The sequence below is a fragment of the Xanthomonas sp. 4461 genome, assembly GCF_024806475.1.
Lineage (GTDB): Bacteria > Pseudomonadota > Gammaproteobacteria > Xanthomonadales > Xanthomonadaceae > Xanthomonas > Xanthomonas arboricola_F.
The window spans coordinates 700,066-724,071 of record NZ_JANTYV010000001.1; the positions used below are offsets into that span (position 1 = coordinate 700,066).

The following is a 24,006-nucleotide window of genomic DNA, read 5'->3' on the forward strand; positions in this document are numbered from 1 at the left end:
CGAGCGCGGCGATTGCGCTCAGCCTTCCTCGGGCGTCAGGGTCCTCAGCTGCAGCGCGTGGATCGCCCCGCCCATCAGATCGCCCAGGGTGGCGTAAACCATGCGGTGCCGCGCTAGCGGGGCCTTGCCGGCAAAGGCCGGGCTGACCACGGTCGCCTCGAAGTGCACGCCGTCGTCGCCGTGCACGTCGACGCGGGCTTCGGGCAAGCCGGTTTCGATGAGTTTACGGATGGTTTCGGCGTCCACAGGGTGTTTCCTCATAAAATGAGCGCACATTCTACTCTTCACCCGAGTCCCGTATGGCCGTCTCGCACCTGCCCACCGCCACCGTCAGCGACGCCAGCCTGGTCGCCAGCGGCCAGCGCGTGCTGGAGATCGAGCGTGAAGCCTTGGCGAGTGTGGGCGCGCGCATCGGCAGCGCGTTTGCCGCGGCCTGCCGGCTGGTGCTGGCCTCCCGCGGGCGGGTGGTGGCCACCGGAATGGGCAAATCCGGCCACATCGCACGCAAGATCGCCGCCACCCTGGCCTCCACCGGCACGCCGGCGTTCTTCGTGCACCCCGGCGAGGCCGGCCATGGCGACCTGGGCATGATCACCGAGGCCGACATCGTGCTGGCGCTGTCCTACTCCGGCGAATCGGACGAGGTGCGCATGCTGCTGCCGGTGCTCAAGCGCCAGGGCAACCCGATCATCGCCATGACCGGGCGCCCGAACTCGTCGCTGGCCCAGGCCGCCGACGTGCATCTGGATGTGAGCGTCTCCGCCGAGGCCTGCCCGTTGCATCTGGCGCCGACCTCCAGCACCACCGCCTCGCTGGCGATGGGCGATGCGCTGGCGGTGGCGCTGCTGGACGCGCGCGGCTTCACCGCCGACGACTTCGCCCGCTCGCACCCGGCCGGCAGCCTGGGCCGCCGCCTGCTGCTGCACATCACCGACGTCATGCACGGCGGCGATGACCTGCCCAGCGTGCGCGCCGACGCCAGCCTGAGCCAGGCGCTGATGGAAATGAGCCGCAAACGGCTGGGCATGACCGCGGTGGTCGACGACGACGGCCGCCTGATCGGCCTGTTCACCGATGGCGACCTGCGCCGTGCACTGGACAGCGATATCGACGTGCGCAGCGCCGGCATCGCCGAGGTGATGACGCGCAACCCGCGCACCATCGGCGCCGACCAGCTGGCCGCCGAGGCCGCGCGGCTGATGGAGGACTACAAGATCAATGGCCTGATCGTGGTGGACGCGCAGCAGCGCGCGGTTGGCGCCCTGAACATTCACGACCTGTTGCGCGCCAAGGTGGTTTAACAGGTTCAGTTTTCACTGCGGAACCCCGTTCTCACCGATTCGTGCCGATGCCCTACTCTCCCCTGCTGCACCTCCCCGCCGAGCTGATCGAACGCGCCGCGCGTATCCGCCTGGCCTGTTTCGACGTCGACGGCACCCTGACCGACGGGCGCCTGTACTACGACCATGCCGGCAACGAGAGCAAGGCGTTCAACGTGCTCGACGGCCAGGGCCTCAAGCAGCTCGAATACGCAGGCATCCATGTCGCGCTGATCACCGCGCGCGCCAGCCTGTCGGCGGAAAAGCGCGGCCAGGATCTGGGCCTGCACGTGCAGATCGGGGTCAAGAACAAGCGCCTGGCAGTGCTGGCCTTGTGCCAGGAGCACGGCCTGTCGTTGGACCAGGTGCTGTTCATGGGCGACGACCTGCCCGATCTGCCGGCGCTGCTGGCGGTCGGCCTGCCGGTCGCGCCGGCCAACGCGCACCCCTGGATCGCCGAGCGCGTGCAGTGGCACACCCAGGCCCGTGGCGGCGAAGGCGCCGCCCGCGAGGTCTGCGATGTGGTGCTGGCCGCGCAAGGCCAGGTCGAGGGCATCATCGAAAGGTTTTCCGCATGAGCGTGAACTGGCGTACCACCCTGGGCGTGGTGCTGTTTGCCGCCGCCGTCATCTCCGGCTGGTCGGCATGGCAGCAGCGCGCACGCCCGGTCGCGGCCGTGGTGGATGAGTCGAAGGCCGACTACGTGCTGCGCGACTTCGAACTGATCGCACTGGACAAGCAGACCGGCAAGGAATCGATGACGCTGCGCGCGCCGGAGATGCACCGCAACCGCGCCGACCAGACCTCCGACATCACCACGCCGGTGTTCCTGCTGCCCGACAACGCCAACCAGCCCTGGACGTTGCGCGCCAAGACCGGCTGGGTCAGCCCCAAGGGCGACGAACTGCGCCTGCGCGGCGATGTCGAAGGCGACAGCCCCACCGGCGGCGCGACCCCACCGACCACGTTCCGTACCCAGAGCCTGGACGTGTTTCCGCAGCAGAACCTCGCCAAGACCGCTGCTCCGGTAACCATGAGCCGGCCGGGTATCATGCAAAGCGGGGTCGGCTTCGAAGCCGATCTCAAATCGCGCCAGTACAAGCTCCTCTCTCAGGTCAAGACCCGCTATGAACCGAATGCTGCCCGCTAAACTGGCGTTTGCCGCGCTGCTGTTGCCTGTCATGGCGATGGCCAAGACCAGCGACCGCAATCAGCCGATGGCGATCGACTCCAATGCCAACGACTGCAACATGCTTGACGACAGCGGCAAGTGCCGCTTCAGCGGCAATGTGGTCATCACCCAGGGCACGCTGGAAATCCACGCCGATACCGCCGACATCTTCCAGAAGAACGGCCAGACCGACCGCGTGGTGCTCACCGGCAAGCAGGCCACGCTCAAGCAGCAGATGGACGACGGCGCGATGATGAACGGCCAGGCCGACAACATCGAATACAAGGTGGCCGACGAGATCATCATCCTGACCGGCAACTACAAGGTCGACTCGCCCAAGGGCACCAACGCCGGCCAGCGCATGGTCTACAACACCAAGACCGGCAACATGCAGAGCGGCGGCGACGGCAGCCGCGTGCGCACCATCATCCAGCCCAAGAACGCGGCGCCTGCGGTGGCAACGCCTGCTCCGGCACCAGCCGCCAAGCCCGCCGCGGCCAAGCCGCAGGGGAAGAAGTAATGCTGGTCGCCACCGGTCTGCGCAAGAAATACAAGCAACGCGAAGTAGTCAAGGAATTCGGCCTCACGCTCGAGGCCGGCGAAGTGGTCGGCCTGCTCGGCCCCAACGGCGCCGGCAAGACGACCTGCTTCTACATGATCGTCGGTCTGGTCGAAGCCGATGCCGGGCGTATCGAACTGGACGGCCGCGACCTCACCGCCGAGCCGATGTACGCCCGCGCCAAGCTCGGCGTGGGATATCTGCCGCAGGAGCCGTCGATCTTCCGCAAGCTCAGCGTGGCCGACAACATCCGCCTGGTGCTGGAACTGCGCGAGGAACTGGACAACGCTGGCCGCGAGAAGGAACTGGTGTCGCTGCTCGAAGAACTGCAGATCACCCATGTGGCCGACCAGCTCGGCGCCAGCCTCTCCGGTGGCGAGCGGCGCCGCTGCGAGATCGCGCGCGCGCTGGCGGCCAAGCCGCGCATGATGCTGCTCGACGAACCCTTCGCCGGCGTCGATCCGATTTCGGTCGGCGAGATCCAGCGCATCATCATTCACCTCAAGGAACGCGGCATCGGCGTGCTCATCACCGATCACAACGTGCGCGAGACCTTGGGAATCTGCGACCGCGCGTATATCCTCGCCGAGGGGGGCGTGCTGGCGCAGGGGGCACCGGACGCGCTGCTAGCCAATCCCGACGTCCGTCGCGTGTATCTGGGGGAAACTTTCCGCCTTTGAGCGCGTCGCCGCGCCATCGATTCTTCCAGTCAGTGCCCGCATGAAAGCCCGGCTTCAGACATCGCTAGGACAGCAGCTGGTCATGACGCCGCAATTGCGTCAGGCGATCAAGCTATTGCAGATGTCCACGACCGAGCTGGAACTGGAAATCGCCGAAGCGGTGGAGACCAACCCGCTGCTGGAATGGGCCGACGAGGCCGCACATGCCGCCGGCGACACAGCGGTGGAATCCTCGCCGTCCTCGTCCAGCGAGGAACCCCAGCGCGAGGAACCGGCCCCGGCCGAGCGCGACGACGACTGGTCGCAGGACGAGTTGCAGTGGACCGGCTCGGGCAGCGGCGGCAGCTTCGACGACGACGAGTCCGGCGATGCCGCCGAGCGCGTGGCCGAATCGGAAACGCTGGCCGATCACCTGCTGTGGCAGCTGCACCTGTCGCCGCTGTCGCCACGCGACCGCCAGATCGGCGCGCTGTTGATCGATGCGCTGGACGAAGACGGCTACCTGCGCGAACCGCTGTCGGCCATCCTCGAAACCCTGGCGCTCGGCACAGCGGTGGACGAAGCCGAAGTCCTGACCGTGCTGCACCAGATCCAGCGCTTCGACCCGGTCGGCGTGGGTGCGCGCACTCTTGGCGAATGCCTGGCACTGCAGTTGGCGGTACTCGACCCGGCCACTCCGGGGCGCGAGCTGGCGCTGCAGATCGTCGCCGGCCCGCTGGAGCGCCTGCCGCGCAGCGGCGTGGCCGGCCTGGCGCACGAACTCAAGCGCTCCGCCGCCGATGTCGAACAGGCCGTGCAACTGGTGCGCTCGCTGGACCCGCGCCCGGGCAAGCAGATCGGCGACCTGTCGCAGGACACCTATGTGGTGCCCGACTGCGTGATCTGGCGCCAGCGTGGCGTGTGGCGGGCCTCGCTGGCCGGTCGTGCCCAGCCCAAGGTCACCATCCACCGCGGCTACGAGAACCTGATCCGCAGCTGCGGCGAATCCGACGCCGGCTACCTGCGCGGCCAGCTGCAGGAGGCGCGCTGGCTGCTCAAGAGCCTGGAGGCGCGCGGCGAGACCCTGCTGCGGGTGGTGCGCTGCCTGTTGCAGCACCAGGCCGGGTTTCTGGAATTCGGTGCGCAGGCCTTGCGCCCGCTGACCCTGCGCGAGATCGCCGGCGAGCTCGGCCTGCACGAATCCACCATCTCCCGCGCGATCGCCCGCAAATACGTACGCACCCCGCGCGGCACCATCGCGCTGCGCTCGTTTTTCGCCTCCGGCATCGACACCGATAGCGGCGGCGAGGCCTCCAGCACCGCCATCCAGGCCATGATCCGGCGCCTGATCGATGCAGAAAACCCCCGTAAACCCTTGTCGGACGCCAAGTTGGCGGATCTGCTGAAAACTTCCGGCGTACCAGTGGCGCGGCGCACCGTTGCGAAGTATCGTGAGGCCATGAACATTTCCGCCTCCCACGAACGCGTACGCATCGCCTGACGTTGCAACCACCGCAACGCCGGCCTGTGCCGGGTTTGTCGGATCACCGGAACGGTTCATTGGCCCACCGACCAATGGAGGTATCCGATGCGCATCGAGACGTATGGCCACCAGCTTGAAGTGACCCCCGCGCTGCGGGAGTACGTGGCAAGCAAGCTGCAGCGACTGCAGCGCCATTTCGACCAGCACTGTGAAGTCCGAACCCAGCTGGCCGTCCGCAAGCCAGACCATCACGTGGTCGCCACCGTCAACCTTCCCGGTCGCACCCTGCACGCAGACGCCAGCGGCTCCACCATGTACGCGGCCATCGACTTGCTGGTCGACAAGCTCGACCGCCTGGTGCTCAAGCACAAGGAAAAGAAATGTAACCACCATGCACGCGAGGTGCGCGACAATCTCGCATGACGCTTCCCGCTTGATGCCCTCATGCCCTTAACCGATCTGATGGCGGCCGTGCGCACCGTGGTGTCGCCGGCCGCCGATCGCGACACCGTCCTGCATACCGCCGCCGCCCTGCTGTCCTGCCGTCAGGCCGGCGCCGACGAGCTCTACGCCAACCTGTGCGAACGCGAGGCCCTGGGCAGCACCGCCATCGGCCACGGCATCGCCATTCCGCATGGCCGCTGCCCCAATCTCACCGAGCCACGTGGCGCCTTGCTGCGGCTGGATGCGCCGGTAGCCTTCGGTGGCGATGAGCCGGTGGACCTGATCTTCGCGATGGCGGTGCCTGCGCACTACACCCACCAGCACCTGATGCTGCTGTCGGAGCTGGCCGAACGGTTTTCCGATGCGCAGTTTCGTCAGCAGTTGCGCGCCGCCCCCGATGCGGACGCCTTGATGGCGCTGCTCACCGACGCCCCGCCACCACAGGCCAGCGCGGCATGAATACCAGCATCACCGCACGCGAACTGTTCGACCAGCAGCGCGACAAGCTGGCGCTGCGCTGGGTCGCCGGGCAGAAGGGCGAGCACCGCGAGATCGAGGCCGGCAGCAACAATGCGCGCCGCCCGTCGCTGGCCGGCTACCTCAACGTGATCTATCCCAACAAGGTACAGATCCTGGGCACCGAGGAGCTGGCCTGGCTCGACTCGCTGGACGCGCGCCAGCGCTGGGAAACCATCGAGAAGATCATCCAGGTGCAGCCGCTGGCGCTGGCGATCAGCAAGAACCAGTCCTGCCCGGAAGACCTGCGCGCGGCCGCAGACGAATCCAACACCCCGCTGTGGATCTCGCCAAAGCGCGGCCATGAGCTGCTCAACCATCTCTCCTACCATCTGGCGCGCACGCTGGCGCCGCGGGTCACGCTGCACGGCGTGTTCATGGAGATCTATTCGATCGGCGTGCTGATCACCGGCGAGGCCGGCTCGGGCAAGAGCGAGCTGGCGCTGGAACTGCTCAGCCGCGGTCACCGCCTGGTGGCCGACGACGCACCGGAGTTCACCCAGATCGCGCCCGACGTGCTCGACGGCACCTGCCCGGAACTGCTGCAGGACCTGCTGGAAGTGCGCGGCCTGGGCGTGTTGAACGTGCGCGACATGTTCGGCGACACTGCGGTGAAGAAGAACAAGTATCTGCGCCTGATCGTGCACCTGACCCGGCCGATGACCGAGCCCACGCCGTCCGGCTACGAGCGCCTGACCGGCGATTCCGGCAGCCGGCATGTGCTGGACCTGGACGTGCCGCTGATCACCCTGCCGGTGATGCCCGGCCGCAACCTGGCGGTGCTGACCGAGGCCGCCACGCGGCTGCATATCCTGCGCACCAAGGGCATCGACCCGGCGGCGATGTTCATCGCCCGCCACAGCAACCTGCTGGAGCGACGCACGCCATGAGTACCGCGCCCTCCACGCTGATGATCGTGAGCGGGCTGTCCGGCTCGGGCAAATCGGTTGCGCTGAAGACCTTCGAGGACCTGGACTACTACTGCTCGGACAATCTGCCGGTGGAGCTGCTGCCGGACTTCGTCAAGAGCCGCCTGCGTGGCAACCCGATCGGCGACCAACGCCTGGCGGTAGGCATCGACGTGCGCAGCCGCAGCGACCTGACCCAGCTGGCGCAATGGCGCCTGGCGGCGCAGGAATACGGCATCGAAGCGCGGCTGCTGTTTTTCGAAGCCAGCGATGAAGCGCTGATCAAACGCTATGCCGATACCCGCCGCCGTCATCCGCTGAGTCATCTCGGCCTGGCCTTGCCGGAGGCGATCACCCGCGAGCGCCAGTTGACCGAGCCGCTGCGCGCGCAGGCCGATGCCATCATCGATACCAGCACGCTCAACGTGCACCAGTTGCGTCGCCGCGTGGTCACCGAATTCGCGCTGGGCTCAAACGACCGGCTGTCGCTGCTGTTCGAATCCTTCGCCTACAAGCGCGGCGTCCCGGCGGAGGCCGATTTCGTGTTCGATGCGCGCGTGCTGCCCAACCCGCACTGGGACCCGGAGCTGCGCCCGCTGACCGGCCGCGATGCCGGCGTGCGCGACTATCTGGACAACCAGGCGGACGTGCAGCGCTACATCGCGCAAATCGTGGATCTGCTCGATACCTGGCTGCCGCGGCTCCGCAACGACACCCGCAGCTACGTGACCATCGCCTTCGGCTGCACCGGCGGCAAGCATCGCTCGGTCTACATGGCCGAACGCATGGCGCGGCATGCGCGCGAACAGGGCTGGCCGGAAGTGGCGACGTTTCATCGGGAGCAGGATTGAGTTGGGGCTGGGATTGGGGATTGGGGATTGGGGATTGGGGATTGGGGATTGGGGATTGGGGATTCGGGATTGGGGATTCGTAACGGCGGGGTCCTGCGTGCTGGAACGTGCGTGGTTTGGCTGGTGTGTAAGGATGCGTTTGCCGGGGTGCGCATTGCCTGGGCTTGGCCGGGGTTGATCGCGGGACTGGATGTATCTGGCGCGCTTTGTTGCGGCTTCGCTGGCTTGATGCGGTAACGCAGGTTGAACCGCTTCGACACGCGTATGCGCCTTTGACGTCCGCAGACCTTCGCTGCATCTGGACGTGTGTGCGGCTGCGGGGTGCGAACTGCAGCGGTCGCTTGCGCTGCGTCCGGCAGCGAGCTGATGCGCGTCACGGATCATGCGTCATATCCGCTACACCGCGCCTGCTGCGCGCCGCGCATACGCCCGATTGCCGCGGTCCTAAACGGCTATTCAGTTCGCAACGCAGCGGTGCAGGCAAACGCTATCGCGCGGTCATGCCGACCTGTTAACGTTTCGGCATGGCCTGTGGCATTCTCCTCATTACTCATCCCGGCATCGGCGCAGCGTTGTTGAACGTGGCGACGGGGCTGTTGCGGCATTTGCCGTTGAAGACCGAAGCATTCGATGTGCCGTTCGATGCAGACCTGGACGCATTGCTGCCCCAGGCCTCGGCGGCGATGCGCCGGGTCGACAGCGGCGACGGCGTGCTGGTCATGACCGACCTGTATGGCGCAAGCCCCAGCAATCTCGCCAGCCGGTTGGCCAAGCTTGGCACGCCGGTCCGTCGGGTGTCCGCGCTGAGCCTGCCGATGCTGCTGCGGGTGATGAATTATCCCGAACAAGGTTTGCAGGAGCTGCCCGCCACCGCGGCGGCCGGTACCCGCAACGGAGCGATCATCGACGATGCTTGAACGCGAACTCATTGTGTCCAACCGACTCGGACTGCATGCGCGGGCAACCGCCAAGCTGGTGCAGACGCTGTCGTCCTATCGCAGCAACGCCACGCTGGCGGCCAAGGGCCGCGAGGTGAATGCCAAGAGCATCATGGGCGTGATGTTGCTGGCCGCAGGTCAAGGCACCAGCGTGGTGGTAAGGCTGGATGGCGAAGACGAAGCGCAGGCCTTGCAGGCGTTGGTGGAGTTGTTCGAGCGTCGTTTCGACGAGGACAGCTGAGCATGCGCGGCGTCGGTGCCAGTGCGACCGACACGGCGCCGCTGCGCCAGGCAGGCGCATGAGTCTGCGCCTGCGCGGACATGGCGCCTCGCGCGGCAATGCGCTCGGACGCGCGCGCGTGCGCCAGAGCCATACGCTGGAAGTGGCCGAACAACGCGTGCCCGCCAACCAGGTGGAAACGCAGCTGCAGCGTCTGCACGTGGCGATCGAGGCGGCACGCACCGAGATGCAGCAGCTGCGCGACCGCCTGCATGGCGCGCTGGCGCGCGAGGTCGGCGAGTTCCTCGAACTGCATGCGCTGCTGCTCGACGACCCGGAGCTGCTGCAAGGCCTGGACGAGTTGATCCGCACCCACCGCTACAGCGCCGACTATGCCCTGCGCGTGCAGCGCGACCGGCTGGCGGCAGTGTTCGATGGCATGGAAGACGCCTATCTCAAGAGCCGCATGGACGATCTGGATCACGTGATCGGCCGCATCCATGCGTTCTTGCACAAGCGTGCACCCGACCTCAAGGGCGTGGCTGGCGAAATCCTGGTCTGCGACAACGTGGCGCCGTCCGAGCTGGCGCAGCTGCAGGCGCAAGGTGTGGTCGGCATCGTCACCACCGCCGGCAGCGCGCTGTCGCACAGCGCGATCCTGGCGCGCAGCCTGCATCTGCCGCTGGTGGTCGGGGTCAGCGATGCGGTGCAGCGGATCGACGATGGCGATGTGTTGATCGTCGATGCCGGTTCCGGCCAGGTCATCGTCGATCCCACGCCCGAGCATCTGCGCGACTACCGCGAGCGCCTGCGTGCGCTGGCCAAGGAACAGCGCGAACTCGGGCGACTGCGCTCCAAGCCCACGCGCACCCGCGACAACGTCGATATCACCCTGCTGGCCAATGCCGAGTCGCTGGAAGACGTGGCGCGTGCGCATGCGCTGGGCGCCAGCGGTCTGGGGCTGTATCGCACCGAATTCCTGTTCCTGCAGCGCAACGAGCTGCCGGACGAAGACGAACAGTTCCACACCTACCGCGCCACCGTGCTGGGCATGAGCGGCCGCCCGGTGACCATCCGCACGCTGGATCTTGGCGCCGACAAGGCCGACCGCACCGGCCTGACCTTGAGCGACGAAGACAACCCGGCGCTGGGGTTGCGCGGCGTGCGGCTGTCGCTGGCGCGGCCTGCGGTGGCGCAGGCGCAGTTGCGCGCGATCCTGCGCGCATCCGGCTATGGGCCGGTGCGCATCCTGGTGCCGATGGTCAGCGGCCGCGAAGAAATCCTGTTGCTGCGCAAACAGCTGAAAAAGCTCACCGCGCAGCTGCGCGACGAAGGCCACGAGATTGCCGAGCACATTCCGCTGGGCGCGATGATCGAAGTGCCTGCTGCGGCGCTGGCGCTGGATTGCTTTATCGACGACATCGACTTCCTGTCGATCGGTACCAACGATCTGGTGCAGTACCTGCTGGCGGTGGATCGCAACAACGAGGCGCTGGGCGAGTTGTATTCGCCATTGCATCCGGCGGTGTTGCGGCTGATCGCGCAGGTGATCGCCACCGGGCGCGCCTACGCCAAGCCGGTGGCAGTGTGCGGCGAGATTGCCGGCGACCCGCGCTTCGTGCCGATGCTGCTGGCGTTGGGGCTGACCGAATTCAGCCTGCATCCGGCCACCTTGCTGGAGGTGCGCCGCGCGGTCCGCGACATCCATCTGGCCGAGTTGCGCGTACAGGGCGAAAAACTGCTGCGTGCCCGCGACCGCAAGGGCATCGAGAAGTGGCTGGCCTGCAATGCGCAGGCCGTATTGCGTTAGCGCCACAGGCGACTGATCGCCAGGATGCAACGCGTACGGCGACACGCAGAGTCGGCCACGCATGGCAGCTTGCACACGCTCCACGTCGTTCGTCCGCTGCGGCAAGCTCCCGCGCAATAGGCTCACTGATGCAAGGTGCATCCGGCATCGCTTCGGCAATCCGCATGCGCCTGGTCACGCCGCTGTATGTTTCGTCACCATGCGCAAGCGATAATGCGGTGCTGATCCAGCACCGCGTCTTCCACTGACGGCGCGTCCACTCTTCCGGGGAGCCGCGCATGGCCGAAGCCGTCCGCCACGACAAGACTGCGCGCCAGCTGCGATTGCTGTCCGACGCGCTGGATAGCGGACGCTTAGGGCCGGTACGCCGGCTGGTCAACACGCTGGCGCCGGCGGAGATCGGCAACCTGCTCGAATCGCTGCCGCCCGGCAAGCGCGAAGTGGTGTGGGGCCTGGTCGACCCGGAAGACGACGGCGAAGTGCTGCTGCACGTCGGCGATGAAGTGCGCGAAAGCCTGCTGGCCGACATGGACACCGACGAGATCGTCGCCGCGGTCGAAGATCTGGACATCGACGATCTGGCCAACCTGGTCGAAGACCTGCCCGACACCGTCATCGACGAAGTGCTCAAGTCGATGGACCGCGAGAACCGCGAGCGCCTCGAGCAGGTGCTGTCGTATCCGGAAGACACCGCCGGCCGCCTGATGAACCCGGACGTGGTGACGGTGCGCGCCGACGTCAACGTCGATGTGGTGCTGCGCTATCTGCGCCTGCGCGGCGAGCTGCCCGATCACACCGATCACCTGTATGTGGTGAGCCGTCGCCACCAGTATCTGGGCCGGGTATCGCTGGCCGCGCTGGTTACCCATGAAGACAGCACGCCGGTCAACCGGCTGATCGACGACGAGCAACCGGCGATCGATGTGGGCGATGGCTCCGACGAAGTCGCGCGGCGCTTCTCCGACCACGACTGGATCTCCGCGCCGGTGGTGGACGACAACAACATCCTGCTCGGCCGCATCACCATCGACGACGTGGTCGACATCATCCGCGAACAGGCCGAACACCAGGCCATGAGCGCAGCCGGCCTGGACGAGGACGAGGACATGTTCAGCCCGGCGCGGCGCGCGTTCCGTCGCCGGCTGATCTGGCTGGGCATCAACCTGTGCACCGCGTTTCTGGCCTCCAGCGTGGTCAGCCGTTTCGAAGGCACCATCGAAAAACTGGTGGCGCTGGCGGCATTGATGCCGATCGTGGCCGGCATGGGCGGCAACGCCGGCACCCAGGTGCTGGCGCTGATGGTGCGCGGCCTGGCGCTGGGGCAGATCGGCTCGTCCAACGTGATGACCCTGCTCAAGAAGGAGCTCACCGTTGCGCTGATCAACGGGCTGTGTCTGGGCGTGGGGCTTGGGCTGATCGTACTGGCCTGGTTCGGCCAGCCGATGCTGTCGCTGGTGATCGGCACTGCGCTGACCTTGAACATGCTCACCGCTGCCTTCGGCGGCGTCCTGGTACCGGTGACGCTCAAACGGCTGGGCTTCGACCCGGCCCTGGCCGGCGGCGTGATCCTGACCACGCTGACCGACGTGATGGGCTTTTTGAGCTTCCTGGGCCTGGCCACATTGATCCTGATGCCGTGAGCGCGTGCGCCCGGCCGCATGCACGTGCAGTGCATGCGCCACCAGGAATGAAGGGCCGCATGACGCATCCACATCTCCCGCCGCACCGCGACGTGCCAGCGCACCTGCATGCGGCGATACTGCAGCCTGGTGATCGATGGGGAGTGCTGCGTGATCGTTCGTTGCGTCTTGTTTGGAATTCTTGCGCTGGTGCTTGCCGGTTGTTCCAGCATGGCTGAGCGCCAGCACGAAGGGCGGCGCGGCCATTTCGTCGCCCGCACCCTGCAGCTGGAGGGCCGGCTATACCGCTACCAGGTGTTCGTGCCGGCCGCCAAGACGCCGCAGCCACGGCCGATCGTGCTGTTCCTGCACGGCTCGGGCGAGCGCGGCGACAACGGGCGCGATCAGGCCGAGGTCGGCGTCGGCCCCTACCTCAGCGAACACACCGCCGACTTCCCGGCGCTGGTGGTATTGCCGCAGGTGCCCGACGACGAGGAATGGCTGGGCGTCAATGCACGCATGGCGATCGCCGCGCTGGATGCGGCCAGCGTCGAGTTCGCTGCCGACCCGCAACGCACCTACCTTACCGGCATTTCGATGGGCGGCTATGGCGCGTGGGAAATCGGGCTGATGCAGCCGCAGCGATTTGCCGCGATCGTGCCGGTCTGCGGCGCGCTCAAGGCGCCACGCGACGAGCGCCGCACGCTGTATGTCAGCCTGGTCGCCAAGGAAGCCGACCCGTACACGGCAGCGGTCACCCAGCTCAAGCACGTGCCGATCTGGACGTTTCATGGGGCCAAGGACACTTCCGTTCCACCGCACGACGATCGCGCGCTGTACCGCGCCGCAAAGGGCGTGGGCGCCAACCTGCGCTACAGCGAGTATCCCGAAGGCAACCACAACGTCTGGGACGTGACCTATGCGGACCCGGCGATGTGGGAGTGGATGTTCAAGCAGCGCCTGCGCTGAGCGTATTGCGGTGGGCGCGCCCCCCGCGCGCTCGGCCGCGCCGGGGGGCGCCGCAGCGAAGGCGAAGCCCGGCCGTGATCATGCCGGCACTTGTCCGGGGTCATCGCACGCTGCGCCTGCCGCTGGGTTCGACCGGCGCAGCACGCGACGCGACAACCGCTGCCATCAATGGTGGTAGCCGGTCTCGGCGGTGATCTTGCCGCGGAACACCCGGTACGACCATACCGTGTAGCCCAGGATCAGCGGCAACAACATCACCAACCCCACCAACGCGAACAGTTGCGAGGACGGCGGCGCGGCCGCCTGCCAGATGGTGTATACCGGCGGCACCAGATACGGCCACATGCCCAGCACCAGGCCCAGGAACCCGAGGACGAACAGGCCCATCGCCAGCAGGAACGGCGCCGTGTCCGCTCGCCCCGGCGCGGTCGAGCGCCATAGCGCATGGCCCACCACCGCAACCAGTACCGGCACCGGCATCAGCCACAGGTAATGGGCGTCGTTGAACCAGCGATCCATCACATGCGATTGCAGCGATGGCAGCCACGCGCTGACCAGGCCGATGAAGACCAGTACGCTGAGGGTCAATGGCCGGCTCAACTGACGCGCAAGCGCGTGCACATGGCCTTCGGTCTTGAGGATCAACCAGGTGCTGCCGAGCAGCGCATAACCGAACACCAGGGCCGCGCCGGTCAGCATCGCGAACGGGCTGAACCAGCCCCAGATCCCGCCGACATAGCGGTCGTTCTCGATCGGCAGGCCCTGCACCAGCGCGCCCAGGATCACCCCTTGCGCGAAGGTGGCCAGGATCGAGCCGGCAGCAAACGCATTGCTCCATAACCGCCGCGAACGCTGCGCCTTGAAGCGGAACTCGAACGCCACGCCGCGGAACACCAGCGCCATCACCATCAGCAATACCGGCAGGTACAGCGCCGACAGGATCACCGCGTACGCCTTGGGAAACGCCGCCAACAACCCTGCCCCGCCCAGCACCAGCCAGGTTTCGTTGCCGTCCCAGATCGGCGCGGCGGTGTTCATCATCAGGTCCAGCTGTGCCTCGTCGCTGCGAAACGGCGCCAGGATGCCGATGCCGAGCACAAAGCCGTCCAGCACCACGTACATCAGCACCCCGAAGCCGATCACTGCGAACCAGGCCACGGGCAGGAAGGTCGTCATGTCCATCACGCAGCTCCATCGATCGTTTCGTCGGCTGCAGACAGCGGCCGTGCGGGTGTGTGTTCGCCGTGGTCCAGCTGCGGCGCATCGTGCGGCGTCGGCCCGATCTTGCCGATCTTGACCAGGTACCAGATGCCCCAGCCGAACACGAACGCATAGCCGGCCACGTACACCGACAACGAGATGGCGGTCATCAGCGCCGACTGCGGACCCACGGCGTCGGCAGTGCGCAGCAGCCCGTAGACCACATACGGCTGGCGGCCCATTTCGGTAACGAACCAGCCGGAAATCAGCGCAATGAAGCCACTCGGCAGCATCCAGCGCCAGGTGGCCAGCAACCAGCGCCACTGCACCAGCGTGCCGCGCCACAACGCGAACGCCGACACCCAGGCCACCAGCAGCATCAGCGAGCCGATCCCCACCATGATGCGGAAGGCGAAGAACACCGGCGTCACCGGCGGGCGGTCGGCCGCTGGCACCGAGGTCAGCGGCGCGATGTTGCCGTCCAGGCTGTGGGTCAGAATCAGGCTGCCCAGGCGCGGAATCGCCACCTCGTAGTCGTTACGCGCGGCCTGCGCATTGGGCACCGCAAACACCACCAGCGGAAATCCCTTGCCCGGTTCTTCGGCGTGCCAGTGCGCTTCCATCGCCGCGATCTTCATCGGCTGATGCTTGAGCGTATTCAAGCCATGCATGTCGCCGACGAAGATCTGCAGCGGCACGGTGATGGCCGCAAACACCACCGCCAGTTTGAGCATGCGCAGGCCGGACTCGCGGTGCACGCCCCGATGCAGATACCACGCGCCCACCGCACCCACCGCGAAACAGGTGGTGATGAACGAGCCCAGCGCCATGTGCGCGAGCCGATACGGGAATGAAGGATTGAAGATGATCTTCAACCAGTCGACCGGGTGCACGATGCCGTCGACCACCTCGTAGCCGGCCGGCGTCTGCAACCAGCTGTTGGAGGAGAGGATCCAGAACGTGGAAAACAGCGTGCCCAGCGCCACCATGCAAGTGGCAAAGAAGTGCAGGCGCTCGGAAATGCGCCCCCAGCCAAACATCATCACGCCCAGGAAACTGGCTTCGAGAAAGAAGGCGGTGAGCACTTCGTAGCTCAGCAGCGGCCCGATCACCCCGCCCGCAATGCGGCTCAGCTCCGGCCAGTTGGCGCCGAACTGGAAGGCCATCACGATGCCGCTGACCACACCCATGCCGAACGACACGGCGAAGATCTTCTGCCAGAAGAAATACAGCTCGCGCCAGACCGGCTGGCGCGTTCGCAACCAACGCCATTCCAGGAAGGCCAACAGGCTGGACAGCCCGATGGTGAAGGCTGGAAACAGCACGTGGAAGGCGATGACGAATCCGAACTGGAGACGCGACAGCAGCAGGGCGTCCATGGAGAGTGCTCCAGGAAAGAGGAAGGCAGCTACGCCAGCGAAGCGGCGAGCGAGCCCCGACGATTTGCGCCGTCGGGGAGCATTACCGCAACGCTGTCGCGCCACACCGCAATGGTAGTGACGCTCGCGTCCGTTCCCGATGCGACACGGCGTCGCATCTGCGGCAAAAAGTCGCGCTTGCGCTACCGCCCGATGCCACTTTCCAGCCTGCGACACCTACATAGTCTTCCGGCCGCGCCAGGCAATCAGGCGCCCAGCGTGCGTAGCAGCGCGCCTGCGCGCGATGAGCTCTACCGGCGATGCGCTGTCGCGCGCAAGCGCACTCCTGCGTAGCGCTGCGGTCGCTTACTGCCGGTGACGCATCCGCCGCGCCAGCTCGCTGATCAGCGCGATGCCGGCCGTGAGCCCCACCATCGACAGGAATTGCGCGCGGGTGTCGGCAGAAGACGCCAGCAGCGCGAAGATCACCGCCAGGATCGCCAACGCCAGCAGCGTCAACACCGGATACCCACGCATGCGGAACGGCAAGGCGATACCGGCACGGTCGGCGCGCGCGCGCAGGATCAACTGCGACAGCAGCGAGATGGTCCACACCAGCAGGCAGGTGGCACCCACGATATTGAGTAGCATCGGCAGCACCTTGCCCGGGTACAGCAATTCCAGCACCGCTGCGGCAAAACCGAACAGCACGCTGGCGATCACCGCCACCAGCGGCACTTGCTGGCGGCTGGTGTTGCTCAGCCAGCGCGGCGCCTCACCGCGCTGGGCCAACGAGAAGATCATGCGCGAGGCACCGTAAAGATTGGCGTTGAGCGCCGACAACAACGCCACCACTGCCACCAGCGTGATACCGGTGGCCGCGCCGGGAATCCGCGCCACGTCCAGCACCGCCGCGAACGGCGAACTCAGCGCGGCGCTGGTCCACGGCACCACCGCCACGATGACGCTGATCGAGCCGATATAGAACACCAGGATGCGCCAGGCCACGGTGCGGATGGTGCGCGCCAGGCTGCGCCCGGGATCGGCGGTTTCGGCCGCCGCCACCGCCACGATCTCGGTGCCGCCAAACGCGAACACCACCACCAGCAACGCGGTGCCCACGCCGGCCAGGCCCTTGGGCGCGAACCCGCCGTGCTGGGTGAAATTGGACAGCCCCGGCGATACCACGCCCGGCAGCAAACCGGCCAGCAACGCGCAGCCGATCAACAGGAAGATCACGATGGCGACCACCTTGAGGATGGCGAACCAGAATTCGAACTCGCCGAAATTGCGCACGCCCAGCAGGTTGATCACGGTGAAGGTGGCCATGAAGATCGACGCCAGCATCGGCACCGGCAACGCCGGCCACACCGTCGCCAACAGGCTCGCCGCGCCCACCGCCTCGGCGGCGATCACCACCACGATCTGCAGCCACCACAGCCAGCCGACGGTTGCGCCGGCGGTCGGCCCCATCGCATCGGCCGCGTACACCGAGAACGCGCCGCTGGCGGGCTTGGCCGCAGCCATCTCGCCGAGCGCGTTCATCACGATGATCACCAGCGCGCCGGCAATCAGGTAGGACACCAACACCGCCGGGCCGGCCGCATGGATGCCCACCCCCGAGCCCAGAAACAACCCGGCGCCGATTGCCGTGCCCAGGCCCATCATCATCAACTGCCGCGGTTTCAAGGCATGGCGCAAGGCAGGCGCAGCGGTCTCAGCAACAGGATCGGTCGGAAGCGACATGGACGGAATCGGGAAGGTGGTAACGCGACACGATACCGCGTCATGACGCCCGCCGCGCCTCTTGACGAAGACGCCTGCGCCAGGCTGAAGGTATGGCCCTGCCGTCGGCAGCGAGCCCTCCGCTCCGAGGCAATGGCCCAAGACCGTGCCGCTGCACGACGAGCGCGAGTCATGCTGCAGTGCACACTCACCGCAGCAGCAGAAGCGCCGACGGCGGTGTTGGCCCTGCCAAGCCAGCACCGCGCGCTGATCGGCCTGCAGACGGCGCTGCAACGTGGCGCCCTGGCCCGGGATGTGCTTGCATCGAGCGCGGCCTGCCCATCGCGCACTATCACGAGCCGCAGAAATGTCCGCACGCCATCCGGGCCAAGCAGGCGGCGCGACGCGGCCGTCATCATCCCTTCTTCGTCCAGACGGCACGTCGCTGCGGAGCACCGCCAGGTCAGACATGCGTAAAAGACGTGGCCGGCGACCTCGCTGCACATAAAAAATCCCCGGCATTGCCGGGGATCTGTGGATGCAATACTGCGCGGACGCTTACTCGGCCAGATTCTTGCCTGCCCCTGCGGTGGCGATCACCTTGGCCTTGACCTGCGCGGCCGGCGTGACGGTATAGATGTAGCCCAGCGATTCCGGGAACACCTTGGAGCTGACCCAGTTGGTGGCATTGGCGTAGGGCTTGCTGCCATCCGGCGTACCCCAGGTGATGCCGCTGCCCACGTAGTTGTTGATCAGGTCCCAGTAGCCGATCTCGCTGCTGTCGCGCGAGGTCACCGGGTTCTTGATGTTCTCGAAGTAATTGGACTCGATCTTGGCCACGCCGCCCATGCGCACATTGATGCCCGAGGTGCTGACGTTGTTGAAGTAGTTGTTGTAGATATGGCTCAGCCCGCGCCGCTGCAACGGCACGCGCGAGTCCACGTTTTCGAAGCGGTTGTGGTGATAGGTGGTGCGGGCGGCCGAGTTCTTGGTGTCGCTGTCACTGTAGCCGTTGAGCGCGACCTTCTGGTAGTTGTACACGTAGTTGTAGGACACGGTGACGTGATGCACGCCCTTCTTCATGTCGATGCCACCATCGAACGAGGCATCGCCGGCGCCGGAGCACTTGGTCAATGAGGCGAACACGGTGTTGTGGTCGACCCAGATCTTGGACGGTTCGCCACTGGAATTGCCTTCCAGCGAAATCGAATCGGCATCTTCGCCGCCTTGCAGCAAGCCGATGGTCATGTTCTGGATGATCACGTTATGCGCGTTGCCCACCACGCGCACACCGAAGTTCGCCGCCGAGCCGTTCGCCCCCCTGATGGTGACATCGCTCTTGTTCTTGATCTGCACGGTCTTGGCCGGCAGCTTCCACTGCGCGCAGACGTCCTTGATGGTGCCGAAGTCGAACTTGCCGGTGTAGTTGAGTACCAGTCCGCCACTGCCGGAATAACTGTCGATGGCAGCCTGCATCGCTTCGAAGGTGGCCACGTTGACGGGGGTCTTGTTGCCGCCGCCGGTGGTGGCGGCGCCGTACCCGACCGGGCCGGCGATGGCGCTTGCAGCGCAGGCGGACAGTGCGAGCGCGAGTGCGCCCTGGAGCATCTTGCTGGTCATGCAGCCTCTCCCAAAGAAGACGATAGGCAATGCGCGACGTCTGCGTGATGGCAACGACGTCGGCAAAGCAGTGCGTGGGGGCCGCATTCTTCGCGCGACTTAAAACATAAAACAATTATCCATCTTTGAAAGTTTGACGCACCACGGTGTTCTCTTTGCAGGACATGCAAAAGAGACAGCAAGAGACACGCAGGACAGGACACTGCTGCGCATGCCGTGCATACGTGATCGACAACGTCCAGTTGATGGCGACGCGCAGGCTATGCACGGCAGTCGCGGCGTCAGGCACTGACGACGATGCGGTTGCGTTGAATCGACGCGTTGATTCGAACCGGTGTTGCAGTGCGACACCGCACATCGCACACCGCAGCAAGGCGGTAGCGGCACGGCGCCACATCCGTGCTGTGCAGTGCGGCAGAGAGAGGAGTCCATGCAGCATCGACGCATCGCACCTGCAGGTGCAGCGCTGAAGTGACGCACGATTGCCGCCGACACGGCTCGCTGCGGCAAATACCGACGACACGACTACGCAAGCCGCGCAGCGTCGGATCAACCGCGGCGCCTGGCGATACCAGGCTGACTCAGCCAGCGCGAGAAGCGCGCGTGCGCGCGGCCAGCAGTGCGTGGATCGCGGCCGCCAGCATGACACGGCGGGTGCGCAACCCGGTTGGAACCTGGACTAATGCGGCCGGCAGCGTATCGATCGAGCAGCGCAATCGCACATCATCGATTCACGCGATCGACATATGGCCGAGCGGTGCTGCTGCGGCGCTCCCGGGCCACGGGCTGCCTGCACGGTGCACTACGCCTTCAAGACAGCAATGCGCGTGGTTCCGAGGGTCACCAGGAACCAGCGCGACGACCACCAAACCGCAACGCAACAGATCAGCGCCTCCAACCGGGGCCGCACCTCACAAGGCGCGATCGACCAACCCCGACGCATGCGCCAGCTCGCCGCCCGGCCAGGGCGTGTGGTCATCGAGAAAATCGCCGACCAGACGCATGCAGGCAGCGCGTTCTTCCACGTGCGGCATATGGCTGGAGTTGGCGAACACATGCCAGCGCGCATCGGGAATCAGACGCGCGTAGGGCTCAACGGTTTCCGGCGTGGCTTCGTCGTACTTGCCCGACAGCACCAGCGTGGGCGCCATGATGCGGTGCAGCCGCTCGATGATGCTCCAGTTGCGCAGGCTGCCCACCACGTGGAATTCGGTCGGCCCGTTCATGGCGTGATACACCGTCGGGTCGGCATCGATGGCGGCGAAGGTGCGCGCCACCTCGTCAGGCCACGGAACCAGCCGGCACACATGCTGCGCGTAGAACACGTCGCTGGCCGCGCGATAGGCCGGATGATCCAGCGTACCGGCCGCCTCGTGTTCTTCCAGCGCGGCCTGTACCTGCTCGGGCAGGCCGGCGCGCAGGCGCAGCGCTGCGGCACGCCACAAGCCCATCGACGCCGGCGAATTGGCGATGACCAGCGCACGCAACCCGCTTGGCCGACGCACCGCATGTTCGGCCGCCAGCATTCCGCCCCACGACTGGCCCAGCAGGGCGTATTGCGCCAGGCCCAAGTGCTCGATCAGCGCCTGCAATTCGTCCAGAAACAGCCCGACCGTCCAGAACGCGGCACCCGCGTTGGGAAGATGGGTGGAGCGGCCATTGCCCAGTTGATCGTAATGAATCACCGCACGGCCGTTGCCGGCCAGATCCTTGAAGCTGTCGACATAGTCATGCGTGCAACCAGGCCCCCCGTGCACCACCACCAGCGGACAGGCATCGCTGCGCAGGTCGCCGCTGATCCGGTACCAGGTGCGATAGCCGCGGAATTGGACGTACCCCTCGGTGGACTGCATGACCTGCGCCTGCTCGGCAATGATGAGCGCCGAGACTAGCGGGCAGCCGCGCCTGGGTTAACTGGCAAATCTCACAGGTTTGCAGCGGTTTGCAGGCCTCCGCATTCATCGCTTATGCGTCAGACAGGCGGCGGATCAACGCCTGACCGCACAGGTGATTGTGCTGACCAATCGCAAACCCGGTGTTCAGGGTCGGCGACTATCGGCTGCCTCACTGCACCTTCCGCGGCCTGCAACGGAAGGGCCTTCTCTCAAGGCCATCGCTGCACTGCAGCGCGTAGGCCCTGCCCACCCTCCAGCAGCACCATCCGGGCCTGCGTAACGCGGCGCTGGCCATTGGAAGCGTCGATCGCCGTGCATCGATGCGTCGTGTGATGCCACTGCCGCAGACGGCGACCGCAATCCGCTTATGGTTCCAGCAGTCGATAATGCATACCGCGCACTACCGCCTCCACGCGATTGCGCGCGCCCAGTTTGCGTGCGGCCGAATTCAGATGCAGGTTGACCGTGGCGGTGGACCGATTGAGCGCGGCAGCGATGCTCTTGGCGGTCAGCCCCTTGGCCGAATACTGCAGGCATTCGCGCTCGCGCCGGGTCAGCGCGATGTGGTGACAGCGCCGCTCCTGCGGGTCCAGCAGCTCCTGCGCACGCGCCTGGAACGCATGCGCCAGCAGCAAAAACGGAGAAAGCTGTGCTTCGGCCAGGCGCGGCGCCTCGGCGGCAACCGCATCGACCGCGCCGCTGAACGTGGCAAACGCGCCACCGGGCAGATGCAGCGGCACGGTGACACCGGTACCCATTCCGCTGTCGCAGAGATAGCGCGTCACCTGGCGGTGCTGCGCGCCTACGTATTCCACCCCCGGATGGTTGCCGTCGGTGCGGTACGACCAGACGAAAGGCGTGGTGCGTCGCGTGGCGCGCTGCTGAACGGGGTCATGTTGGTAGTAGCCGTGCTCGCACCAGACATGCTGCATATCCCCGGGCGCATTGCGCTGCATGAACACGCTGGGGGTGATCAGCGCGCCCTCCATGCTCAGCGGCACCGGCGCGTAGTCGTATACCAGCGACTGGAAGCCGAGCGTGCAGACGTCGCCGAACACCCTGTCCAGGCAGGCATCGAGCGTGTGCAGTGCCTGCAGATCGCGGCCCAGGCTGGCCAAAGTGTCGAACATGGGGGTCCTTCGTCGCGGTTGACGCCGCTGGATGACATCCAGCACGGAAAACCTAGCACTTTTACCAATGGATGGGCTTGTCGGCCACATTATCGTCACAATGCCGGTCACACAGCTGCAGCGCAGCATCGGCTCCCCCGGACCGCGCACCTGCGCTGGACGTGCCTTCCCCACAGCGGATACCTGGATGACCGAGACACCACGCCGCGACGATGCGGCCGCGCTGGAACGCTTTGGCTACGCGCAGGAACTCAAGCGCCAGCTCACGCTGAAGGATCTGCTGATCTACGGCCTGGTGTTCATGGTGCCGACCGCGCCGTTTTCGATCTTCGGTGGGGTGTTCGACATCAGTGCGGGCATGGTGCCATTGACGTATCTGGTCGGCTTCGTGGCGATGCTGTTCACCGCCCTGAGCTACCAGCAGATGTCGCAGGCGTTCCCGGTGGCCGGCTCGGTGTACGCGTATGTCGGCCGTGGCTTGAGCAGCGGCATGGGTTTTCTGGCCGGCTGGGCGATCCTGCTCGATTACCTGCTGGTGCCCACCCTGCTCTACGTGGTTGGCGCCAACGCCATGCACAACGTGTTGCCGGCGGTGCCGCAGCCGGCATGGATCGCGTTCTTCGTGGTGCTCAATACCGTGGTCAATCTGCGCGGCATCGAAACGACGGCGCGGGCGAATCGGTTTTTCCTGTTTGCGCAGCTGGTGGTGTTGGCGGTGTTCGTGGTGCTGGCGACGCTGGCCATCCAGCGCGGCGTCAACGGCGCGCACTGGAACCTGCGCCCGTTCTACAACGCGCAGGCGTTCTCGCCGCAGCTGATCTTCAGCGCGTTGTCGGTGGCGGTGGTGTCGTTTCTGGGCTTCGATGCGATCTCCACGCTGTCGGAAGAAGCGCGTGGTGGCAACCGCGTAGTTGGCCGTGCCACCTTGCTGGCCTTGGTGCTGGTGGCGGGCCTGTTCGTGCTGCAGACCTGGCTGGCCGCCTTGCTGCAGCCGGCTCTGCAGCGTTACCCAAGCGCGCAGGCATCCAACGATGCGTTCTTCGAGATCGGCCGGCTGATCGCCGGGCCCTGGCTGCAGATCGTCATTGCGCTGACGGTGGCGATCAGTGCGGCAATCGCCAATTCACTGGTGGCCCAGGCGGCAACCTCGCGGCTGTTGTTCGCCATGGCGCGCGACCGCCAGCTGCCGGCGTTCCTGCGCTACATCCATCCACGCACCGGCGTGCCTCAGCGCGCCATCGTGCTGGTTGCCGCGTTGAGCATGGTGCTGGGGGAGGTGTTCGTCGGGCAGATCGCGCTGCTGTCGTCGCTGTGCAACGTCGGTGCGTTGACGGCATTCGTGCTGTTGCATATCGCGGTGCTCTGGCACTTCCGTAACCAGGGCCGGATCGTATTGCATGGCGTGGTGCCGCTGATCGGCATCGTGATCCTGGCCTATGTATTGATCAACGCCGACCGGCACGCGCAGCTGGGCGGCAGCGCATGGATGGTGGTGGGATTGGGAGTGTTGGGGTTCCTCAAACTCAGTGGCCGCTCGACCGAATTCCGCGCCAGCGACGCACTGGAATAGCGCGATACGCACAGCGTTAAGCGCATGCGCGGGCAGGTGGTC

Annotated in this window: 23 protein-coding genes; 16 read left to right on the top strand and 7 right to left on the bottom strand. The window is 66.1% G+C overall.

The genetic code is table 11. The features are described 5' to 3' along the window. Nucleotides 1–18 precede the first annotated feature (18 nt). On the bottom strand, nucleotides 19–246 hold the full coding sequence (locus tag FHY19_RS02915) for a BolA family protein (protein WP_259161409.1): 228 nt from the start codon (nucleotides 244–246) through the stop codon (nucleotides 19–21). A 53-nt stretch (nucleotides 247–299) separates the two neighbouring features. Between FHY19_RS02915 and FHY19_RS02920 the strand changes: the two genes are divergently transcribed. The 15 genes from FHY19_RS02920 (at nucleotide 300) to FHY19_RS02990 (ending at nucleotide 13,466) form a co-directional block, all read left to right on the top strand. Next, entirely contained in the window at nucleotides 300–1,301 is a 1,002-nt protein-coding gene (locus tag FHY19_RS02920; protein WP_259161410.1) for a KpsF/GutQ family sugar-phosphate isomerase, read from the top strand. A gap of 47 nt (nucleotides 1,302–1,348) precedes the next feature. Then, the gene (locus FHY19_RS02925; RefSeq protein ID WP_259161411.1) at nucleotides 1,349–1,897 is read left to right on the top strand and encodes an HAD hydrolase family protein; all 549 of its coding nucleotides are present in this window, start codon (nucleotides 1,349–1,351) and stop codon (nucleotides 1,895–1,897) included. Further along, the gene (gene lptC, locus FHY19_RS02930; protein WP_259161412.1) at nucleotides 1,894–2,469 is read left to right on the top strand and encodes an LPS export ABC transporter periplasmic protein LptC; all 576 of its coding nucleotides are present in this window, start codon (nucleotides 1,894–1,896) and stop codon (nucleotides 2,467–2,469) included. The genes FHY19_RS02925 and lptC overlap by 4 nt, the downstream gene beginning before the upstream one ends. Then, on the top strand, nucleotides 2,447–3,010 hold the full coding sequence (gene lptA / locus FHY19_RS02935; protein WP_259161416.1) for a lipopolysaccharide transport periplasmic protein LptA: 564 nt from the start codon (nucleotides 2,447–2,449) through the stop codon (nucleotides 3,008–3,010). The genes lptC and lptA overlap by 23 nt, the downstream gene beginning before the upstream one ends. Then, entirely contained in the window at nucleotides 3,010–3,729 is a 720-nt protein-coding gene (gene lptB, locus FHY19_RS02940) for an LPS export ABC transporter ATP-binding protein (RefSeq protein ID WP_259151870.1), read from the top strand. Before lptA ends, lptB begins: the two co-directional genes overlap by 1 nt. 40 nt (nucleotides 3,730–3,769) lie before the next feature. Continuing rightward, nucleotides 3,770–5,209, top strand: a complete 1,440-nt coding sequence (locus FHY19_RS02945; protein ID WP_259151871.1) for an RNA polymerase factor sigma-54 — start codon at nucleotides 3,770–3,772, stop codon at nucleotides 5,207–5,209. Nucleotides 5,210–5,296: 87 nt separating this feature from the next. Next, nucleotides 5,297–5,614 carry a ribosome-associated translation inhibitor RaiA gene (gene raiA, locus FHY19_RS02950; protein WP_006451270.1) on the top strand — a complete coding sequence of 106 codons (318 nt, stop codon included), beginning with the start codon at nucleotides 5,297–5,299 and terminating at the stop codon, nucleotides 5,612–5,614. Between the two features lie 21 nt (nucleotides 5,615–5,635). Continuing rightward, entirely contained in the window at nucleotides 5,636–6,094 is a 459-nt protein-coding gene (locus FHY19_RS02955; protein WP_259161417.1) for a PTS sugar transporter subunit IIA, read from the top strand. Beyond that, the gene (hprK, locus tag FHY19_RS02960; RefSeq protein WP_016904610.1) at nucleotides 6,091–7,041 is read left to right on the top strand and encodes an HPr(Ser) kinase/phosphatase; all 951 of its coding nucleotides are present in this window, start codon (nucleotides 6,091–6,093) and stop codon (nucleotides 7,039–7,041) included. Before FHY19_RS02955 ends, hprK begins: the two co-directional genes overlap by 4 nt. Beyond that, the gene (gene rapZ, locus FHY19_RS02965; protein WP_259161418.1) at nucleotides 7,038–7,910 is read left to right on the top strand and encodes an RNase adapter RapZ; all 873 of its coding nucleotides are present in this window, start codon (nucleotides 7,038–7,040) and stop codon (nucleotides 7,908–7,910) included. The genes hprK and rapZ overlap by 4 nt, the downstream gene beginning before the upstream one ends. 524 nt (nucleotides 7,911–8,434) lie before the next feature. Next, nucleotides 8,435–8,827: a PTS IIA component gene (locus tag FHY19_RS02970; RefSeq protein WP_005993214.1), complete on the top strand. Its 393-nt coding sequence runs from the start codon at nucleotides 8,435–8,437 to the stop codon at nucleotides 8,825–8,827. Beyond that, on the top strand, nucleotides 8,820–9,089 hold the full coding sequence (locus FHY19_RS02975; protein ID WP_039409292.1) for an HPr family phosphocarrier protein: 270 nt from the start codon (nucleotides 8,820–8,822) through the stop codon (nucleotides 9,087–9,089). The genes FHY19_RS02970 and FHY19_RS02975 overlap by 8 nt, the downstream gene beginning before the upstream one ends. A 58-nt stretch (nucleotides 9,090–9,147) precedes the next feature. Further along, complete coding sequence (gene ptsP, locus FHY19_RS02980) at nucleotides 9,148–10,878, top strand: phosphoenolpyruvate--protein phosphotransferase (protein WP_259161421.1); 1,731 nt, start codon at nucleotides 9,148–9,150, stop codon at nucleotides 10,876–10,878. Nucleotides 10,879–11,156: 278 nt separating this feature from the next. Next, nucleotides 11,157–12,518: a magnesium transporter gene (gene mgtE, locus FHY19_RS02985; protein ID WP_005993208.1), complete on the top strand. Its 1,362-nt coding sequence runs from the start codon at nucleotides 11,157–11,159 to the stop codon at nucleotides 12,516–12,518. Nucleotides 12,519–12,626: 108 nt separating this feature from the next. Then, on the top strand, nucleotides 12,627–13,466 hold the full coding sequence (locus tag FHY19_RS02990) for a prolyl oligopeptidase family serine peptidase (RefSeq protein ID WP_259161427.1): 840 nt from the start codon (nucleotides 12,627–12,629) through the stop codon (nucleotides 13,464–13,466). Nucleotides 13,467–13,631: 165 nt separating this feature from the next. Here the strand turns inward: FHY19_RS02990 and cydB are convergent, their stop codons facing one another. The 6 genes from cydB to FHY19_RS03020 all read right to left on the bottom strand — a co-directional run bounded on the left by cydB (nucleotide 13,632) and on the right by FHY19_RS03020 (nucleotide 22,394). Then, nucleotides 13,632–14,648 carry a cytochrome d ubiquinol oxidase subunit II gene (gene cydB, locus FHY19_RS02995; protein ID WP_259161429.1) on the bottom strand — a complete coding sequence of 339 codons (1,017 nt, stop codon included), beginning with the start codon at nucleotides 14,646–14,648 and terminating at the stop codon, nucleotides 13,632–13,634. Continuing rightward, nucleotides 14,648–16,045: a cytochrome ubiquinol oxidase subunit I gene (locus FHY19_RS03000; protein WP_259161430.1), complete on the bottom strand. Its 1,398-nt coding sequence runs from the start codon at nucleotides 16,043–16,045 to the stop codon at nucleotides 14,648–14,650. The genes cydB and FHY19_RS03000 overlap by 1 nt, the downstream gene beginning before the upstream one ends. 345 nt (nucleotides 16,046–16,390) lie before the next feature. Further along, a complete protein-coding gene (locus FHY19_RS03005; protein ID WP_259161434.1) occupies nucleotides 16,391–17,770 on the bottom strand; it encodes an amino acid permease in 1,380 nt (459 codons plus the stop codon). Nucleotides 17,771–18,307: 537 nt separating this feature from the next. Beyond that, nucleotides 18,308–19,369, bottom strand: a complete 1,062-nt coding sequence (locus FHY19_RS03010) for a pectate lyase (RefSeq protein ID WP_046964463.1) — start codon at nucleotides 19,367–19,369, stop codon at nucleotides 18,308–18,310. A 911-nt stretch (nucleotides 19,370–20,280) separates the two neighbouring features. Continuing rightward, nucleotides 20,281–21,222, bottom strand: a complete 942-nt coding sequence (locus FHY19_RS03015) for a proline iminopeptidase-family hydrolase (protein WP_259151899.1) — start codon at nucleotides 21,220–21,222, stop codon at nucleotides 20,281–20,283. A 407-nt stretch (nucleotides 21,223–21,629) separates the two neighbouring features. After that, nucleotides 21,630–22,394, bottom strand: coding sequence for a LuxR family transcriptional regulator (locus tag FHY19_RS03020; protein ID WP_259151900.1), 765 nt, complete (start codon nucleotides 22,392–22,394; stop codon nucleotides 21,630–21,632). Nucleotides 22,395–22,581: 187 nt separating this feature from the next. Here FHY19_RS03020 and FHY19_RS03025 point away from each other — a divergent pair, with 187 nt between their 5' ends. Beyond that, nucleotides 22,582–23,964 carry an APC family permease gene (locus FHY19_RS03025; protein ID WP_259161436.1) on the top strand — a complete coding sequence of 461 codons (1,383 nt, stop codon included), beginning with the start codon at nucleotides 22,582–22,584 and terminating at the stop codon, nucleotides 23,962–23,964. Nucleotides 23,965–24,006: the final 42 nt, after the last annotated feature.

What these genes read in the sequence shown, in the direction of transcription:
- raiA (WP_006451270.1), top strand. Translation starts at nt 5,297, where the DNA reads ATGCGCATCGAGACGTATGGCCACCAGCTTGAAGTGACCCCCGCGCTG.
- FHY19_RS03015 (WP_259151899.1), bottom strand. Translation starts at nt 21,222, where the DNA reads ATGCAGTCCACCGAGGGGTACGTCCAATTCCGCGGCTATCGCACCTGG.
- FHY19_RS02970 (WP_005993214.1), top strand. Translation starts at nt 8,435, where the DNA reads ATGGCCTGTGGCATTCTCCTCATTACTCATCCCGGCATCGGCGCAGCG.
- hprK (WP_016904610.1), top strand. Translation starts at nt 6,091, where the DNA reads ATGAATACCAGCATCACCGCACGCGAACTGTTCGACCAGCAGCGCGAC.
- FHY19_RS02975 (WP_039409292.1), top strand. Translation starts at nt 8,820, where the DNA reads ATGCTTGAACGCGAACTCATTGTGTCCAACCGACTCGGACTGCATGCG.
- FHY19_RS02925 (WP_259161411.1), top strand. Translation starts at nt 1,349, where the DNA reads ATGCCCTACTCTCCCCTGCTGCACCTCCCCGCCGAGCTGATCGAACGC.
- FHY19_RS03005 (WP_259161434.1), bottom strand. Translation starts at nt 17,770, where the DNA reads ATGTCGCTTCCGACCGATCCTGTTGCTGAGACCGCTGCGCCTGCCTTG.
- lptC (WP_259161412.1), top strand. Translation starts at nt 1,894, where the DNA reads ATGAGCGTGAACTGGCGTACCACCCTGGGCGTGGTGCTGTTTGCCGCC.
- cydB (WP_259161429.1), bottom strand. Translation starts at nt 14,648, where the DNA reads ATGGACATGACGACCTTCCTGCCCGTGGCCTGGTTCGCAGTGATCGGC.
- rapZ (WP_259161418.1), top strand. Translation starts at nt 7,038, where the DNA reads ATGAGTACCGCGCCCTCCACGCTGATGATCGTGAGCGGGCTGTCCGGC.
- FHY19_RS03025 (WP_259161436.1), top strand. Translation starts at nt 22,582, where the DNA reads ATGACCGAGACACCACGCCGCGACGATGCGGCCGCGCTGGAACGCTTT.
- FHY19_RS03020 (WP_259151900.1), bottom strand. Translation starts at nt 22,394, where the DNA reads ATGTTCGACACTTTGGCCAGCCTGGGCCGCGATCTGCAGGCACTGCAC.
- FHY19_RS02920 (WP_259161410.1), top strand. Translation starts at nt 300, where the DNA reads ATGGCCGTCTCGCACCTGCCCACCGCCACCGTCAGCGACGCCAGCCTG.
- lptB (WP_259151870.1), top strand. Translation starts at nt 3,010, where the DNA reads ATGCTGGTCGCCACCGGTCTGCGCAAGAAATACAAGCAACGCGAAGTA.
- mgtE (WP_005993208.1), top strand. Translation starts at nt 11,157, where the DNA reads ATGGCCGAAGCCGTCCGCCACGACAAGACTGCGCGCCAGCTGCGATTG.
- ptsP (WP_259161421.1), top strand. Translation starts at nt 9,148, where the DNA reads ATGAGTCTGCGCCTGCGCGGACATGGCGCCTCGCGCGGCAATGCGCTC.
- FHY19_RS02945 (WP_259151871.1), top strand. Translation starts at nt 3,770, where the DNA reads ATGAAAGCCCGGCTTCAGACATCGCTAGGACAGCAGCTGGTCATGACG.
- FHY19_RS03000 (WP_259161430.1), bottom strand. Translation starts at nt 16,045, where the DNA reads ATGGACGCCCTGCTGCTGTCGCGTCTCCAGTTCGGATTCGTCATCGCC.
- FHY19_RS02990 (WP_259161427.1), top strand. Translation starts at nt 12,627, where the DNA reads ATGCGGCGATACTGCAGCCTGGTGATCGATGGGGAGTGCTGCGTGATC.
- FHY19_RS02955 (WP_259161417.1), top strand. Translation starts at nt 5,636, where the DNA reads ATGCCCTTAACCGATCTGATGGCGGCCGTGCGCACCGTGGTGTCGCCG.
- lptA (WP_259161416.1), top strand. Translation starts at nt 2,447, where the DNA reads ATGAACCGAATGCTGCCCGCTAAACTGGCGTTTGCCGCGCTGCTGTTG.
- FHY19_RS03010 (WP_046964463.1), bottom strand. Translation starts at nt 19,369, where the DNA reads ATGACCAGCAAGATGCTCCAGGGCGCACTCGCGCTCGCACTGTCCGCC.